The 16,619-nt window shown below is 70.8% G+C and carries 15 protein-coding genes; 2 read left to right on the top strand and 13 right to left on the bottom strand.

All coding sequences use genetic code 11. The annotated features are described in order from the left end of the window. Window positions 1–195 precede the first annotated feature (195 nt). Window positions 196–1,476 carry an MFS transporter gene (locus tag ACIG3E_RS32920; RefSeq protein ID WP_399623228.1) on the top strand — a complete coding sequence of 427 codons (1,281 nt, stop codon included), beginning with the start codon at window positions 196–198 and terminating at the stop codon, window positions 1,474–1,476. Here the strand turns inward: ACIG3E_RS32920 and ACIG3E_RS32915 are convergent. Both ACIG3E_RS32915 and ACIG3E_RS32910 read right to left on the bottom strand, forming a co-directional pair. Further along, on the bottom strand, window positions 1,394–2,170 hold the full coding sequence (locus tag ACIG3E_RS32915) for a class I SAM-dependent methyltransferase (RefSeq protein ID WP_399623227.1): 777 nt from the start codon (window positions 2,168–2,170) through the stop codon (window positions 1,394–1,396). The genes ACIG3E_RS32920 and ACIG3E_RS32915 overlap by 83 nt on opposite strands. A 72-nt stretch (window positions 2,171–2,242) precedes the next feature. After that, a complete protein-coding gene (locus ACIG3E_RS32910) occupies window positions 2,243–2,995 on the bottom strand; it encodes a hypothetical protein (RefSeq protein WP_399623226.1) in 753 nt (250 codons plus the stop codon). Window positions 2,996–3,124: 129 nt separating this feature from the next. On the opposite strand from ACIG3E_RS32910, the gene ACIG3E_RS32905 reads away from it, so the two are divergent. Beyond that, window positions 3,125–4,603, top strand: a complete 1,479-nt coding sequence (locus ACIG3E_RS32905; protein ID WP_399623488.1) for a helix-turn-helix domain-containing protein — start codon at window positions 3,125–3,127, stop codon at window positions 4,601–4,603. A 498-nt stretch (window positions 4,604–5,101) separates the two neighbouring features. Here ACIG3E_RS32905 and ACIG3E_RS32900 read toward each other — a convergent pair whose 3' ends face one another. The 11 genes from ACIG3E_RS32900 to ACIG3E_RS32850 all read right to left on the bottom strand — a co-directional run bounded on the left by ACIG3E_RS32900 (window position 5,102) and on the right by ACIG3E_RS32850 (window position 16,570). Then, window positions 5,102–6,121, bottom strand: a complete 1,020-nt coding sequence (locus ACIG3E_RS32900; protein ID WP_399623225.1) for a hypothetical protein — start codon at window positions 6,119–6,121, stop codon at window positions 5,102–5,104. 223 nt (window positions 6,122–6,344) lie between these two features. After that, window positions 6,345–7,622 carry a HEPN/Toprim-associated domain-containing protein gene (locus ACIG3E_RS32895; RefSeq protein WP_399623224.1) on the bottom strand — a complete coding sequence of 426 codons (1,278 nt, stop codon included), beginning with the start codon at window positions 7,620–7,622 and terminating at the stop codon, window positions 6,345–6,347. A gap of 75 nt (window positions 7,623–7,697) precedes the next feature. Further along, window positions 7,698–7,949, bottom strand: a complete 252-nt coding sequence (locus ACIG3E_RS32890) for a hypothetical protein (protein ID WP_399623223.1) — start codon at window positions 7,947–7,949, stop codon at window positions 7,698–7,700. A 93-nt stretch (window positions 7,950–8,042) separates the two neighbouring features. After that, window positions 8,043–8,936 (bottom strand): ATP-dependent DNA ligase, encoded by an 894-nt coding sequence (locus ACIG3E_RS32885; protein ID WP_399623222.1) that lies wholly within the window; start codon window positions 8,934–8,936, stop codon window positions 8,043–8,045. A 345-nt stretch (window positions 8,937–9,281) separates the two neighbouring features. Then, window positions 9,282–9,731: a GntR family transcriptional regulator gene (locus ACIG3E_RS32880; protein WP_399623221.1), complete on the bottom strand. Its 450-nt coding sequence runs from the start codon at window positions 9,729–9,731 to the stop codon at window positions 9,282–9,284. Between the two features lie 462 nt (window positions 9,732–10,193). Then, window positions 10,194–11,111 (bottom strand): tryptophan synthase subunit alpha, encoded by a 918-nt coding sequence (gene trpA, locus ACIG3E_RS32875; RefSeq protein WP_399623220.1) that lies wholly within the window; start codon window positions 11,109–11,111, stop codon window positions 10,194–10,196. Next, a complete protein-coding gene (locus ACIG3E_RS32870; protein ID WP_399623219.1) occupies window positions 11,108–12,346 on the bottom strand; it encodes an acetyl-CoA carboxylase biotin carboxylase subunit family protein in 1,239 nt (412 codons plus the stop codon). Before ACIG3E_RS32870 ends, trpA begins: the two co-directional genes overlap by 4 nt. Before the next feature lie 99 nt (window positions 12,347–12,445). Then, entirely contained in the window at window positions 12,446–13,693 is a 1,248-nt protein-coding gene (locus ACIG3E_RS32865; protein WP_399623218.1) for an MFS transporter, read from the bottom strand. 165 nt (window positions 13,694–13,858) lie between these two features. Then, window positions 13,859–14,200, bottom strand: coding sequence for a hypothetical protein (locus ACIG3E_RS32860; RefSeq protein ID WP_399623217.1), 342 nt, complete (start codon window positions 14,198–14,200; stop codon window positions 13,859–13,861). A gap of 89 nt (window positions 14,201–14,289) precedes the next feature. Next, window positions 14,290–15,213 (bottom strand): hypothetical protein, encoded by a 924-nt coding sequence (locus ACIG3E_RS32855; protein WP_399623216.1) that lies wholly within the window; start codon window positions 15,211–15,213, stop codon window positions 14,290–14,292. Between the two features lie 130 nt (window positions 15,214–15,343). Next, entirely contained in the window at window positions 15,344–16,570 is a 1,227-nt protein-coding gene (locus tag ACIG3E_RS32850) for an MFS transporter (protein WP_399623215.1), read from the bottom strand. Between the last annotated feature and the right edge of the window lie 49 nt (window positions 16,571–16,619).

The following is a 16,619-nucleotide window of genomic DNA, read 5'->3' as shown; positions in this document are numbered from 1 at the left end:
GGCGTGCTTCATCTTCACCGCCCGGCTCTGCAGCGTGCCGTTTTGGCCGCCTCTCGGACCGGTGCATCACTTGGGCACCGGCGATCCGGCGGCGCCCGCCCGCCCCGAGCCGTGCGCGGCGTCCAGAGCGTCCAGAGTGTGGTTCCTACGTGTTCTGGTCGTAGGCAGCCGGCGGGCTCTCTAGGGTGTCGTGCCGTGGGGTACCTGCGGCTGCTGCGGCAGCGACACATTCTTGTGCTGTGGCTCGCCGAAACTCTGAGCGTCTTCGGAGACCGCTTCTTCACCCTGGCACTGATGTGGACGGCCTGGCAGCGCGAAGGCGCGGTGACCATGGGAGTCGTCGTCATCGTCGAGTCCGTTCCGCACCTTCTCGTCGGCGCGTTCGGACGGCGCCTGCTGGCGCGGTTCGCCTCGTTCAGGGCGCTCGCCGGAGTCGACGCCGCGCAGATCCTGGTCGTGGGCGCCATGCCGTGGCTGTGGGACCTCGTCGGGCTCGCCGGCGTGCTCGCCGTCATCGTGCTGATCGGTCTCTGCGACGCGATCACCGAACCCACCCGAAGCGCCATCACCCCAGACCTGGTCGAAGCTGACCAGGTCCGGCAGGTCAACGGATTGATGGATCTCACCGGCCGGTTCACCTGGGTGCTCGGTCCAGGCTCGGCGGCGGTCCTGCTGGCGGCCATGGAACCGGAGAAGCTGTTCCTGGTGGATGCCGCGACCTTCGCGGTCTCGGCGCTGGCGCTGCTCTGGCTGGCGCGCCACGCTGATCAAGGCGCTCCGACTCCGGCGGCCGGTGACCTAGACGAGCCGGACTCGGCGAAGGCACCGGTGCCGCGGGCTTGGCCACTGCTGCGCCATCACACCGCGCTCGCCTCCGCTGTCGCTCTGCACGGCGTCGGCGAGTTCTTGTACGCGATCACCACCGTCGGGATTCCCGTGCTGCTGACGGCCCGGCTTCAGGCGGAGGCCGACGCATACGCGATGGTCGTCATGTGCATGGGGATCGGTTCGGTCATCGGGAACCTCCTGGTCGGCAATATCGCCCTGCCGGGACGGTTCCTGACGGTGTACTGCACGGCATGGGCCTTGCGTGGCATGGTCCTGGTCGCGTTCACCTTCGCCGACGCCCTGGTGACCGTCCTGCTCCTGACGGGCGCAGCGAGCTTGACCGTGCCACTGGGAGCGGTCAACCTCACCACGGAGCTGTCCCGGCTCCCCCAGGCCGAGCGTCTGCGACTGATGACCGTTGACAGCACGGGCCTGCACGTGGCGAGCATGGCCGGGATGGCCGTGCTGCCCGCGCTCGTTGCTGCGGCCCCGGCACGTGCCTTCCTCGCCTGTGGTGTGCTGCTGGTCGGGACGGCGCTGACGGCCCCGCTGATCGGCCGCTTCGTCAGCCTGCCGCCGACCGCCGCTCCACCATCGGCGGCATCGATTCCCGCGTTGGGCGGCCCAGAGGACCTGGCCCGGCGCTGAGGGGCGCGCGGCGGGCGGATACGACGAGTGTGTGGTGCGGGCTTGTGTGCGGGCCGCTGACCGGCTGGACCTCCACCGGGCGGAAGCCGTGCGCCACCAGTAGCGCGGACCAGTCCGCGGCGTCGAAGGCGTAGTGGATGACCGGCAGCCGAGCTCCACCGGTCGAGGTCAGGTTGTCCACGCGCCGGCCGGAGAGCTCGCCCTGCCGTGGGGCGTTGACCGAGAAGACGAGTCGTCCGCCCGCACGCAGCCGTCCGGCCACAGCGGGCAGCAGCTGGGCCGGGTCGGCGTACCAGAGCGCCCCGAAGATCGAGTAGCAGACGTCCAGGATCGGCAGGGTGGTGAGCACGGCGGCAGCATCCCCGAGGTGCCAGTCGGTGGCGGGCAGGTGGCCGAAGCGGGCGCGGGCCTGGGTCAGACGCCGGAGTGAGGCGTCGATGCCGATCGCGAGGCGTGCGCCGTGCAGGGCGGTGTACCCGACGTGCTCGCCGGTGCCACAGCCCATCTCGGCGACGGATTTTCCTACCAGGTCGCCGAGGAGTTCGGCGCCGGGGCCTCGGCCGGGCCACGGAGTCCAGGCGATGTCGGGAGGCGGGTCTTGTGGTTGACCGTGAGTCTGGTCCCGGCTGGCGATGCTGTCCCAGGCGCGGATGTTCACTGCCGCGTCCACGCCGGTGTGAGTGGTGCTGTGCATGGCGGTCTCCCTCGGGTTCGGGCGCGGGGCCGCCTGCGTGAGACGGCCCCGCGTGTTGGATGGCGTGCGAGGTCAGCTGGCCATGGCCGCGACGCGGTCCATCCAGTCGTGGCGCAGGCTGTCCAGTTCGGTGCGGAAGGCGCTCAGGTCGGTGCCGTAGGCCAGGACGCAGCCGCCGGCCATGTCGGCGGCTGCCTGGCAGCCGTGTACCAGACGGCCGCCGAGCGCGGCGTGCGCCAGGACGGCTTCGCGCCGACGGCCCTCGTGGAACCATCCCCCGTGGTACAGCTCGTCCAGCACCTGGCCCTCCTCCTCGGTGAAGCCGAACACCACGGAGGTCGCGACAGGGAAGAACCAGCAGGGGCCGACGTTGGCGAGGTGCCCGTTCAGCTCGACGCGGTTGAGCGCCATGAGGGTGGTGGCTTCGCGCAGGGCCGTCAGCTGCCGCTCAGTGACGTCCAGGCCCTGAACGTGAAGGTGGGCGTCGCGGTACAGGTACGCCGCGACCCGGTAGGCGATCTCCAGCACTTCCGCCGGATTGCCGGTGGTGCGTCCGTGGGCGCGCACGAACTCCAGGGCCTGCTGCTCGACGGCCTGGTCGGTGGTCTCCTGGACGTCCAGGAGTTCGTTGCGGACGAGGTCCCAGTCGGCGACCACCCAGCTGGGGTTCTCGTAGCGGAAGAAGTAGCGCTGCGGGTCGACGGTGATCGTGTTGCCGCTGATGGTGATGCCGTCGATGCGGCTCCACTCGGAGGTGAACGGCTCGGGCAACTCCACGGAGAACGGAGTCGTCGAGGTGGTGCCCGGTGAGGCGGCCAAAGTCATGGCGAGATCCCTCCTGGTGCGACGGATTTGGCTGCTCAGCAGTCCGCTGGGCGCCGTACGTCGAGGACACTGCTGAACGGCGAGTCCGGGCAGTGGCGCTTCCTTGTCCTGCACACCCCTTTGCGTCTGATGCAAAGAAGCTGTCGGGCCCGCCCCGGTGCATCTACGGTGGGAGCGGCGCAGCCTCGGCTACCAACGAGACGGGGTGCAGACGTGGCAGAGGAAACGCACGCGGCCCTGGGCGCTGGTGAAAGGCCCGGGGAGTTGGTTCGCCGGACCCGTCAGGCGCGGGGGATGACCCTGGCCCAGCTCGGTGAAAGGGCCGGCTACTCGGCCGCCCAGGTCTCCCGCTACGAGCGGGGGGTCGCCCCCATGAATGACGTGGACGTGAGGGGTGCATTCGCGGACGCCCTCGAACTGCCGCGCGAGGCATTCGGTCTCCTCACGCCCATGCCTCGGCCAGAGATCCGACACGGCCAGGCGATCGGAGCGCCCGCAGCCTTCCCCCGGGTTCCCGCCCATAAGGTGGGTAGACCCGGACAGGAGGACGGTGAAGATCCGGTGCGGCGAAGGAAGTTGCTCGCAAACCTGGCATGGACGGCCGCCGCAGCGGCCACCAGTCCGCTCGGCCCAAGCCATTCGCTCCCCGCGGACGAAGCGCTGCTGGGGGACGTCCTGGTCGCCAAACTGCGCGACGCGATGCTGGGCCTGGGAGGCCCTCCTTCCGTGCCGTCCACCCAGGTGCTGGAAGGTGACTTCGCCCGCGCTCGCGCCGACTTCGACGCATGCCACTACGCCGGGCTCGCACTGCGCCTGCCCCGCCTGATCCGAGCCGGCCACGCTCTCACAGCGGCCCCCGGCGGCGATGAGGGCTGCGAGCGCCTCGCCCAGACCTACCTCATAGCCACCCGCATGCTGGTGAAACTCGACGAACAGCAACTCGGCTGGATGGCCGCCGACCGTGCACGGCAGCTCGCCGAAACCAGCGGAAACGTCCTCACCATCGCCGAGTCAGCGCGACAACTCGCGGTCCTCGCGCGCAAGGCCGGCTGGCACGACCAGGCCCTGTCCATCGCACTCACCGCAGCCGATGATCCCGGGCTGCGCGACGCCGGGCGGGAAGGAGCAGCCGAGCGCGGCCTGCTGATCCAGTCCGCCGCCTACACTGTCGCCCGCCGTGGCGACCGGGACGGGATGAGGCAGCTGACCGACGAGGCCGCGGCCATCGCCACCGAACTCGGCGGTGCGCCACTGCTGCGCGGGCACGGAGGCGGGTTCAGCCTGATCACCGTCCAGCTCCACCGCATCTCCGCGGAGAACTACGCAGGAGACCCCCTGGCCGCGCTCACCGCTGCCCGCAGTATTTCCCTCAACGAGCTGCCGAGCCTGGAGAGGCGATCACGGGGTCTGGGAGACATTGCTCTCGCTCTCGAACGGCTGGGCCGCCGGAGCGAATGCGTGCGTACGCTCCTTGCGGCCGAGCGCTGCGCACCGCAAGAGGCTCACGCCCGCCCCGCGGTGAAATCACTGGTCTCAGGTCTGCTCGTTTCCGGACCGGTGTCGCCGGAACTGCGCGGCCTCGCGGAGCGGAGCGGGGTCCTCGTCTGAGTGCCTGGCGGCCGGAGGCTCCCAGAGCCGCCTGACTAGGCGCGCCCCCGCGTTCCGGTATCGCGCACCTTCGTCCCCCATTGCGCCTGTACAGGGCCCATGCACCACTGGCACAAAGGCGCGCCACCAGAGTTGTACCGGTGCGTGCGGCGCTGACAGATGGCGCACAATCCGACCTGGTCACTAGGGCATCCCAGGACGGAGGGATCAGGTTGGCTGATCGGAGGGGCAGGGGTCGTCATCGTCTGTGTCCTGTTCTAGGCGGCAATAATCAGCCACTTAGGTGCAGGATATCGGACAAAAGGGCGCATCTGTTCGAACTGCGGAGGGGCGGGCCGTCCCGACTGACGGAGCGGGGAGCTCCTTCTCCCACGACCGCGGTGACTTCAGGTCGCCCCATGGAGCGGCGCCGGGGAACCTGCCTCGGCAGGCGGGGCCGCCGGGCACCAGACGCCGCCTCGGTCACCACGGTCTCGGAAGAGGGCTTCAGGGGCGCGCTCAAGAGGCCTTGCGGAGTAGCGCGGCCGGTCCTGCTGTGCCCGCTCCGTACTTGCTGTTGATCGCGTCGATAGCCCGCTCCGCCCTGAGCCGCGCTTCGCGCTGACCATCCAGTGAGATCTGCTGGACCACCCGGTCGGCGTCCACGAGGTCCTCGGCGCGCAGCGCCAGGCCGACGAGTCGGGCTCGCTCCAGCCCGGCGGCGTCCATGAGCCGGTACGCCAGCGTACGCAGATCCACCTCATTCGCTGAGGCCTCTGCCAGGCGCCGCGATCGTTCCCATGAGGCCCCGCCCGCGAACTCCAAACGCAGGGCCAGCGTCCGGGCCACCTGTCCGCGCCGACGCAGCAGAGCACCCAGCCGTACGACGAGGTCGAGCAGTGCGGCACGTACCGGCGCGCCATCGAGTGCGTGGTGGGTGAAGCGGTGCCGTACGGACGCCGAGGCTGGTAGATCCTTGGGCGTGACGGGGCGTCGGTCGATTCCGGCGGCCCGCTCTGCGGCGAGCCGTCCGGCCCGGCCGCCGAGCAGGCGCTGCACGGTGCCCGCGGGGACGGCGGCGAGCAGTCCCACCGAATGGATGCCGTAGTCGTGCAGCGCGCGGGCCTGGGCACGGCCGATGCCGTGCAGTGCCTCCACGGGCAGCGCCGCGAGCCACTCCTGGGTGCGGCTGGCCTCGACGAGCAGGACACCACCGGGCTCAGATACCTGCGCGGACGCCGTGGCCGCCACCGTGGCGTTGATGCCGATACCGATGCGCAGGTCCACTCCCAGCAGCGCGGCAGTCCGCAGCCGCACCAGGGCTCCGATCTGTGCGGCATCCGTGTTCAGGCAGCGGAAGGCGCCGCGCAACTCCACGAGGGCCGCGGCGGGTGGGACGGCCTGGACAATGGGCGAGACGTCACGGAGCACCTCCAGGACGCGCCGGTAGACGGGCACGGGAAGCCCGAGCGGGCACCGCACGTGCATCACGCTCGCCACCCCGGCGCCGCTTTTTGCTGTCATCTGGCCGTCGCTCATATCGTCACCTCCCTCGCCACCATATAGAACAATTATTCGAACATGCGAGCTGTGGCACGATCGCGGGTGACCCCGCACCGGCTTGCGGGTCTGGGCCCGCGGTGAGCAAGTCGCCGCTGAGGGCCGGGAAGCCTGCCGTCCCACTTGAAAGGTCAGGCCGTGTCGGGCGGGAGCGTCCCGCACGACGCCCTCGGGCGCGCCGGCGTCGCTGCCCTTGTGCATTTCAGCCGAAGGCGTGGACAAGATCCTCGATGATGGCGTGCACGCCGCTCCAGTCGCCGGTGCCGCTGAGCTGCCCTGGCCGGGCTGCCTTGATCTTCTGCTCGAACGCCTTCTGCACCAGGGCCTTGTGGAACTTCGAGAGTGCACCTTGTCGGCGCTGCACGGCGGGGATGACCGCTCCGAGGTGGACTGGCGCCAGCGTGCCGCCGATCATCAGAACGTCCCTGCCGAGGTACATCTCCAGAGAGCCGGCGACCCCGTTCACGTTCGTCAGCGACATCGTGGAGGACGCCGCGTCGATGGTGGGGTAGCTGGTCAGCAAGGGCAGGTCCGGGTAGTGGCGCACCTGACATTCCGCGGGCAGCTTCTGCTTCTTCAATTTGGCGAATGCCTCATGCCCGCCCGCGTCGTTGTCGGCGATGGCCACGAAGCGGTTGGCGACGCCGGCCGCGATGAACGCGTTCACCATGAGCGCGAGTGCGCCCACGCCGCCGGGGGCCTTCGTTCCCGTGTAGTCGATGAAGCGGACGAAGCCAACGAGATGGGGGTGGGTCATGCGCATCGCCTTGGACAGCAGCCGGGCGTCGGTGCTTCCCTCGGTGAGCACGATCAGCGGGGCGATATCAGGCAGGGCCGCGAGCTGGCGTTCACGGGTCTGTCCTGCGACGGGCTGGCTGGGGTCCAGGCGCCCCCAGGAGCCGGTCAGTTCGCTCAGATCCAGCCCGACGCGCGTGTCGTCAGGGGCTTGGTCGATGATCAGCCGTGCCAGGCTGCGCTCCGCGACGTACCAACGAAGCTCTTCGACGTCACTGACGGTTTCGGTGAATTCGCCCTCGTACTGGGCGTACTCCTGCACCGTGGCGAACGATTCATAGGGTCGGTGCGGCCGGATCGCCTCGCCGATGGCTGCAAGAAGTTCGGTGGGCTCACGTGGTGCCCGAAGAGGGTTCCGATGCAGCTGTTCGCCCTGCGCTCGTCGTTCTCGTTCTCTGTCGTGGGCCCTACGCCATGTCGCGACGCCCGTCTCCAGGTCCGCGAGGGCGCGACGTGTGGTGAAGCCCTGCACGTTCAGGCGCTGGCGCAGAGCGTGGCTGGTGGTGAAGTAGCCGAGTGTGCACTCGCTCTCGTCCCGTTCATCGCCAGGTGTGACGTCGCTGCCGTCAGCCGCGACGAGCTTGCGGTCGGTCTCGGTGAAGAGCGCCGCCAGTTCCTCACTGTAGTGATCGCGGGAGTACAGGAACTGACAGTCCCCAGCGACCAGGTAAGAGTGATCCCCCATGCGTCCAGGCTCCCATCCTCTCTGGGGACGCCGCCGCCCGATTTCCCGGGCGCGGGTGCCGATCCTTGTGAGACTTCACTGCGGCAGATCGACGTCACGTACCTCGACCTCGTACGGCAACGACGTGACGGCGGCGAGCCGCTCCTCCACGTCCTCGCGGACGTCACCCGGCAGGGACATCGAGACGCGGGTGGTCTTCCCTGGCGGTTCCTTGCTGGTGACTTCGATCGGTTCGAAAGGGGCGTTCGTAAGGGTCGCGAAGGCCGCGCGCGCCTGCTCCAGGTCCGCGGAGTCCACCGTGATCGCGACGAACGTGCGCTGCGCCATGACGTCACCTCTCAGCCGGGAGGACTTCCTCTTCAGCGTCTCTCTCCGCACCCTGCTGTGCACCTCCCCGTGTGCCTGGCCCAGGACGGCGGGTCACTGGGCGAGGTCCGGCCTCAGGCGCCGGACCGTGGTTGCCGGGTGCCGCGTCGCGCCGTGATCCACTTCCACCGGCAGCGGCTGGTCCAGGAGCCAGTACGGGGAGCCGTCGGCCAGCCGTGCGGTCTTCCGTGTTCCGGTGCCGCTCACCTTCAGCGCCTGCGTCAGGAGGTGCCGGAGCTCGACCGTCAACGGCGTGGACAGCCCAAGGCCCTCGGCGCCGAGGTCGACGACAAGGCGCACCGGGGCCTGTGCCCGGCCCGTGTACCCGATCGCGACCGCGTCCCGGGGAACCGAAAGCCGCAACTTCAGCCAGCCCCGCCCTCTGGGGTACGGCTGCGACCAGGGCTTCAGAACCAGCCCCTCCAGTCCGACCGCGGCCAGGGCCTCGTCGGCGAGCCAGGTCAGCGCCTGCTTCCGGTCTCGTGTCATCGGCACGACCTGGAGGGGCGGCCCCAGCGGCACCACGAGTTCCTCCAGGCGGGCTCTTCTTCGCCAGTACGGCCATCCGCGTACGTCCTCGCCGCCGTCGGCGATCACGTCGAAGGCCACGTAGTGGGCAGGCAGCGTGCGGGCCATCGCGGCGGCGCGGCGCGGGGCCGCCAGGGCCCGGCTCTGCATCGCGGAGAAGTCCAGCCTCCCGGCCCGCAGCACCACCCCCTCGCCGTCCAGGACGGTTCCGATGTCGAGCCGCGCGGCGACTTCCGCGAGGTCAGGAAACAGCGGGGTCACCGTACGCCCGGAGCGTCCGGCCTGGATGAGCGGTCCGGCTTCGGTGTGCGCAAGAATCAGCCGGTGGCCATCGACTTTCCACTCGATGGCGAGGTCTGCGTCGGGCAGTTCGGTGACCGTCTGGGCGAGCGCGACGTGCAGCGGGAAGGACAGAGCCACCCGGCCAGCCTCCGGCCAGCCGCACAGCGGCGCCCGTCGGTTCCGCCATCAGGAGTATCCGGCCGCTTCACTTGGCTGGCGCGGCCCGTGATGCTCGATCGGGCTCCCTCGCACGTGGGCGGGCCATCGTTGCCTGGGATCGGCGTCGCTACTGTGGTCTACTCATCCGCATTCGAGGTCTTCAAGCCGGTGTGGCGCGAACCGCGGCCGGGGCTCAGGACGGATGCCTTCGACGGGGTAGTGCTACCGGCTCGCGCGGGCCGACTCGTCCAGGAGATGCGGAAGGTCAGACGGCGCGCCTGTCGGCTGAGGGCATGATCGCTCCTCCAGCAGCCCTCGGACGCTTCACCGGCCGCCGTATCGAAGGCGCGGGGCCTCGACCGCACCGCGCGGGGACAGCTCCAAATCGCCGTTCCTCGGTCGCTCCGCTGCGCGGAGCGATGTGACGAGGGCACAGAGTTCGGCGACCTGTGCGCTGAGGGCCCCGACCTGCGCGGTCAAGGCTGCTAGTTCACCTGAGCACGGGTGGTGTCCCTCGGCAGGGAGCGCGGGCGGTTCGGCCCGCGAGAGGTCCTGCGCTACGAAGCTGCCACGCCCGTGGACGGAGTACGCCACTCCCTCCTGCTTCAGGAGATTGAGTGCATTTTGGGCGGTCCCGTTGGCGATGCCGTGCTGTTCCATGAGCTCGCGGGCGGAGGGGAGACGGTCCCCCGGCCGGTATCGGCCGGTGCGGATGGAGCGGCGGAGCTCCGCCGCGATCTTCTGGTACGGGGGCTGTTCAGGGGTGCTACGCATGTGGGAGTCCTTCCTAGCGACGCTCGGCAGGGTGCGAGATCGGTCCGGTTCTGCCGGGAGGCGTGGGGGCACGGCTTCGAGGGCGCTCCCGGGGTGCGTCCAGCTGCGGGTGTCCTGGTCCGCGCGGTGTAGGAGGCGGCGGAGGACTGCATCGGCCGTCCGCCCTGGCCCGTCGTCGGATCCCGGCCGTGCATGGGCCGTCAGGCGCCGCGCCGGAAGTGACGACGGCGCGCAGCCCGCTCCCTCTGCTCTTCCTCCCACGCCTGGGTGTAGGCCTCCGCGATGGCGGGGTCGCTGTAGACGGGCTCCATGAAGATGCGCCGTATGTCGGGCTTGGGTGAGGCAGGAGGGCGGCGTCGGGGGCCGGGAACGGTCCTGGCCTGGTTCGGGGCGGTGGGCAAGCTGACTCCTGACGAGGCCTTGGGGAACGTGTGGCGTGGCGCCACGGTGTTCTTGTCTCCCTCATGTGTCCCATGGATGGCCCCGGTTGCGGTGGCGACGAGGCAGACCCCGCGAGTTCATGGGCGGGTTCGACATGGTTTGGGCGGCGGGTCGGAGAGCTTGGGCGAAGGCAGCGACGCGGTCGGCAGCGGCCCGCAGACCGTCGGAAGCACCCAGTTCGAGCAGCGGGCGGATGACCGGGGTGCCGACCACGACGGCGCTGACCAGGTGCCTGACTTGTGCTGCTTTGGCGGGGGTGGACACGCCGATGCCGGTCACGACGGGGGTGGGTCCTGCGGCGTGCAGGCGTTGGGTGAAGGCGGTCAGGGAGGGAAGGTCGAGTCGTCCGGTGTAGCCGGTGAGCGCGTGGGCTGCGGGGGCGTAGACCCATCCGGTCGCGGCGGCGGCGATCTGCCGGATCTCGGCGTCGCTGCTGTGCCGGGCGGCGAGTTGGGGGGTGTGGATGCCCGAGCGCCGCGCGGCGGTGAGCCAGGGTCCGGCCTGGCTGACGGGAAGGTCCACGATCATCGCGCCGGCGGCCCCGGCGGCGGCGAGGTCCCGGGCGAAGCGGTCCGGCCCCCAGGCTCGTACGGGTTCCCAGTAGGTCATCACGACGAGGGAAGCGGCGGTTGCGCTGGCAGTGCGGTGGACGGTGTCGAGTGCCTCGGCGACGCCGATGCCCCGGTACAGGGCCTGCCGGTAGGCATGGGTGATCAGCGGGCCGTCGTAGATCGGATCGTGGTGTGGGATGCCGACTTCGAGGATGTCGGCGCCGCGGTCGGCGAGCAGCCGCAGGACTGTGGCGTCGCCACCGGGTCCGGCAATGCCGACCGGGAGGAACACGCCGAGCTGGGGGGCGTGGTGGGTGAGGCGTTCGGTGAGCCAAGCCGCGGCCGGTGTGAGGTGGATGGGAGAGAGGGTGAGGCGGGCGGCGCTCATGCGACGTTGACCATGGTGGTGCGCACGCCTATGGCGGTGCGGTCGAGGACGTCGCTCAGGTGGCGGTCCGCGGCTTCGGCGCTGTCCCCGGTGACGATCGCGAATCCGGCCCGGATGTTGCCCGGTGTCCGGGGCGAGGGAGTGAGGGTGACCTCGTCGCCGACGTCACACAGCCACTGCAGGTCCTCAAGGTGGGTGTCGTCACCGGTCTTCAGGGCCAGGGAGGTCACGATGCCGTCGGCGGGCGGGTAGATCATGCCGATGGCGGCGGCGCGCGCTGTGGTGGGAGTCAGGTCCGGCTCCCGGCCACAGGCGAGCGCGGCAGCGGCCTTGACCAGGTCGACGCCAGTGGCGTGGCGCACGAGTTCCCCGATGCGGTCGCCTCCCACGCGCGCATTGACCTCGATGAGGCGGGGCCCGTCGGGGGTGAGCCGCATTTCGACGTGGCTGACGCCGTGGGTGATGCCCAGGGCGCGCAGGGCGGCCGAGGCAATCGGCGCGACGTCGTCGAGGAGCGGGTCGTTGGCCTCCACGCGGTGGCCGGTCTCCATGAAGTACGGCGCGAAGCCGAGAGCCTTGCGGGTGACGGCGACGGCCGTGGTGAATCCGTTCTGGGTCACGGTCTCCACGGAGATCTCGGGACCGTCGAGGAATTCCTCCAGCAGGACCCCGTCGCCTTCCGGCCCCTGGTGGGCGGCGCCGGTGGAGGCGATGGCCCACCGGTCGGGCAGTTCGGTGATGTGGTTGACACGGACGACGCCGACGCTGCCCGCGTGAGCCGCGGGCTTGAGGACGACCGGGTAGCCGCCCAGTCGCTCGGCGGCCGAGGCAGCGGCTTCGAGGCTGTGGACCCAGGTGAAGGCGGCCGAGGGCACGTCGCAGGCGGCGAACAAGTGGCGGCTGGTGGCCTTGTCACGGGCGGCACCGACGGCGATGGGCGCAGTGGCGGGCAGCTGGAGGTGCTCGGCAAGGCGGGCTGCGGTCACGAGGTGATACTCGTCGAAGGTCAGCACGCCGCCGATCGGCCAGTGGCGGCCCAGCGACGCCGCGGCCCCGAGGACCTGGTGCGAGTCCGTCAGATCGGTGACCACATGGTCGACGATGTAGGGCCGCTGCCAGGTGGGTTCCTGGGAGTCGATGAGGAGCAGGGGCTGCTCGGCGGCTGCGGCTTCGATGGCGTAGCGGCGCAACGGCGCAGGCCCTGAGCCGACGAGAAGCAGCATCGGAACGGACACGGTAACTCCCGGTGTGAGGTGGGGTGTTGCTCGGCTAGTAGGTGCGGGCGCCGCGTGCCGCCAGATGGCGGACTCGTGGTGCGCATCGCGGAGGTGCGATCACGTGGTCAGGGCATGCGGGCGGCCGGGCACGGCGAGCGGGGTGTAGGAGGCGCGGTGGCGCCACAGGCCGCGGAAAGCCAGTGCCATCGCCAGGGCCTGAGCAGCTGAGCAGCTGAGCAGGAGGGCGGGCAGGGCGGGCGCGGGCAGCGCGGCGACGAGCGCGCCCGCCACCGGCATCGGGGCGACGACCAGGACGATGGTCACGCTCAGGGTGCCGCCGAAGACGGCCTGCGGAATGAGCCGGGCGCGCAGGGTGCGCAGCACGACCGTCAGGGCTCCCTCCCCGGCCATCAGCACACCGATCGCTATGGCGTAGCTGGCCGTGCCGGGGGCCAGAGCCGTGAGGAAGCACGCGGTGCACGCGGTGGCAGCCGCGCCGGCTCCGACAGGCCACAGACCGTGCCGGTCGATGAGGCGGGCACTGGCCGCGACGGCGGCGAGCGCCACCACGCCGGCCGTGCTCCAGAGCGTTCCCAAGGTGAGAGAGGAGGCTCCGTAGTCGTGCAAGACGGTTATCGGGGCACTGGCTTGGACGACGGCCACGGCCAGGTTGCTGGCGATCAGCCCCGTCACCAGCCAGCACAGGGCGGGGATCCCGCGTACCGTGCGCCAGCCGGTCGCCAGGCTGGCAGCGACCGACCGGATGGTGGAGGACGGTGTCGGCTCGGTGTTGGAGTCCGGCACGGTGGTGGTGCTGAGGGCGGAGGCGAGGGCCATCAGCGCTACGGCAATGAGCAGGACTGCGGGGGCGGCCAGTAGGAGCAGGCCTCCCAACAGCGGTCCGGCGAGCAGCGCGCCCTGGTCGATGCCGATCTGGACGGACTGCACCCGGTGGGCGCGGTCCCCTGCGGCGCGGCTGAGGGCTGCGCCGAGGGTCTCGATGGCGATGAAGGACGCCTGCGCGAGCAGTCCGCTCAGCGCGCCCACCGTCATCACAGCGGTGGTCGATGCTGCGCTGCCTTGCGGAAGCAGCACCAGGGCGAGTGCCCCGGCCCCGAGGAGAACGGTGCGGACGGCATTGGCCGTGCGGAAGACCCGGTCGGCCCGGAAACGGTCCACCAACGGCCCGCCGATGGTGAACGCGGCGAGCCGAGGAAGCCATTCCAGGAGGAAAGCGACACCGGTCAGCACGGTGGAGCCGGTGCTCACCAGTACCAGGAGCGGAATGGCGTACGTGGTGACGGCCGTGGCGAGAGCGTCGGTGGAGCGCATGAGGGTGGTGCGGGCGTGCGTGGGCAGCGTCATTGGGGACCACCTGCGAAGGGACGATGACAGCGAGCAAGGTCGGGCACCGCAGCGGCGCCCCTGGACCGTCGGCACCAGGGGCGCCTGGAGGGGGTGTTCAGCACGCGGCGTACGTCACGGTGAACGGCAAGGAGGTCTGCGCGCTAACCGTGAGGGAGAGCCGGGCTAGGAGAAGTAGCCAGACCAGATCCAGCCCTTCCTGCCGATGGTGGATCCGCCCTCGACCTTCCCGTAGTACCAGCGGTTGCCGGCCTTGGATTTGGCCGAGCAGTAGACGTAGAAGGGCTGGGCGCTCTCCAGGACGCCCTTCTCGGTGTACCGCGCGCCCGGGCCGGTGTGGATGACCGGGAACTCCAGGTTCCGGGCGTACTTGATGTGGTTGCGGTCGTTGCGGGTGCAGGCTCCGGCGCCGACGGCGGATACCGGGGAAGCCGCGACGGCAAGAGTGCCGAGCAGGAGTGTCGAAGCGGTTGCCGCTGTGGCGGCACGTCGGATCACGGGTCGCATGCGGTTCCTTACGTCATGAGAGTGCACGGAGGGCGCGCCCGGGCCGCCGCAGCCACGAGACCGCGGGCGCACCGGGAGCGTGGTTGAGGTCAGCTCTCCGCAGCGGAGTCGGTGCGGTGGTTACGGCGACGGGCGTAGGTGGCGGCACCTACCGTGACGGCCCCTGCCACGAGCAGTGCGCCCGCAACCGATGCCAGGTCGCTGTTGTGCGAGGCGCCGGTCTGCGCCATTGACCCGTCCGCAACCGGCTCAAGGACCGGGTCCGGCGTCGAGTCGTCGTTCTTCGAGGCCTCGGCGGAGCCGTGCTTGCCCTTGTCACCTGCGCTTGGCCCCGTGATCGTCCCTTTGCCCGGGGCCGGACTGGTCGTCGAGGGATCGGGGGTGGGGCTCGGGTCGGTGGGGTCCGTGGGCGGATCGGTCGGGTCGGTCGGCGGGTCGGTGGGGTCCGTGGGCGGATCGGTCGGGTCGGTCGGCGGGTCGGTGGGGTCCGTGGGCGGGTCGGTGGGGTCGGTCGGCGGATCGGTGGGGTCCGTGGGCGGGTCGGTGGGGTCGGTCGGCGGATCGGTGGGGTCCGTGGGCGGGTCGGTCGGGTCCGTGGGCGGATCGGTGGGGTCCGTCGGCGGGTCGGTGGGGTCCGTCGGCGGATCGGTCGGGTCGGTGCCGTTACCCGGGTCCGTGGGATCGGTCGGCGGGTCGGTCGGGTCCGTGGGGTCCGTGGGGTCCGTGGGCGGATCGGTCGGGTCGGTGCCGTTACCCGGGTCCGTGGGATCGGTCGGCGGGTCGGTCGGGTCCGTGAGATCGGCAGGGCTGGCTGGCGTGCGCGCCGCGAGGGTCGCCTTGGCCGACGCCGGGACCTTCCCAACCGGTGTGTCGGTAGTGCTCGCTGCAGGCTTGCTGGCCTGAGTCGTCTTCTCCGCGGCGGACGCCGCCGGCGCGGCGATCAGGCCGGCCGCGGTGACGGCGGCTGCGGTGGCCGAGATCCGCCGCAGCAGGCGTGATCTGGTTCTGAGCATGGCGAAGTTGCCTCTCTGACAGGGGAGTTCACGTCGAGCCGGGCCCTCCTGGGCCGGTTCTCGCGCGCTGCTGAAATAGTCACCCGGAATGCCTGTGGACAGATTCCGGCGCAATCGGCCTGACAATGTGTCAGGTTGTGGATGGCCACGACGCTGTGGGGCGGGTGAGTGCGGATCTGCGGGTCCGCAGCGTGAGGTAGGCGAGCGCAGCTCCGGCGACTGCGGTCAGCGTCGGCCACGCGGGGCCGTGCTGCGCCGCGGCTCCGGCGAGGGCCGTGCCCGCCGCTTGTCCCAGCCCGAGACAGGCGATCATCCATGCGGAGGCCTCTGCCAGCGTGCCGCGGGGGGCGAGGTCATCGAGGCTGGTGAAGACGGCGACGAGCAGCGGCGCGAGGAACACTCCGGGCAGCATCGCAGCGGCCACGGCCAGGACGGGGCCAGGGCCAAGGAGCAGGGGCAGCAGGCCCGCGAGCAGTCCGCCCGCGGCGGCCCGCAGGTGCGCGGGCGGCGATCCTGGCCATCGAAGACGGCCGTAGAGCAGACCGCCCAGGAGACTACCGACGGCGAGCGCGGCGGGTATCAGGGTGCTCAGGGCGGGCGCGCTGAGGTGTTCGGCCAGATTCAGGGCGGTCACGTTGAGCGCGCCCAGGGCGGTTCCGGCACCGGCCAGTGCGACGGCCAGGGTGCGGGGACCGGGCGCACGCAGCGGGCCGATGCAGTCCGCGCGGCTCGACGGTACCGGCCGCCAGCCGCGCGCGGGGGCGCTGGTCGCGAAACCGAGGGTGCCGGCAAGGCCCAGCGGGATGGCGGCGCCCAGGGCCGCGTGAGCGCCGCCGAGGGTGTCCACCCCCAGGACGAGGAGCGGGCCAAGGACGAACACGACTTCCTGTGCGGACGCGTCAAGGCTCAACGCAGCGCGCAGTTGGGCGGGCGAGTCGGTGACGTGCGGCCACAGCACGCGCAGGGCGGCCTCCAGCGGCGGGGTGGTCAGGCCCGCCGCCACCGTGAGCACCGCAGCGCCGACCAGGTGGTGCGCCGTGTCGAGCATGGCCAGGGCGGTGAAGGCGGTGGTGGAGGCGACGGCGGTGGTCACCAGGGCGGGCATGTGGCCGTGCCGGTCGAGCATGCGTCCCCACCACGGCTGGCCCAGGGCAGCGCTGATTCCGTACGCCGCGGCGAGCAGCCCGGCCCGGGTGACGGTGCCGCCGTCGGCGCGCACGGTCAGGAGCAGGGCGAGCGGTGCCATCGCGACGGGCAGGTGGCCGATGACGGCGGTGGCCAGCAGGCGCAGGATGTGGGCACGGGTGAGCAGGGTCCGGTAGCTGGCGGGAGCAGGGGCGAGCGCGGTGGCGGTCATGTGAGGGCCGGGTCCTTTGTGCACGCGGGTGGGGCTCAGTGGCGGGTGA

Source organism: Streptomyces sp. NPDC053474 (assembly GCF_044544845.1).
In the GTDB taxonomy this organism is placed as follows: domain Bacteria; phylum Actinomycetota; class Actinomycetes; order Streptomycetales; family Streptomycetaceae; genus Streptomyces.
This window is presented reverse-complemented; position numbering and strand designations above follow the sequence as displayed.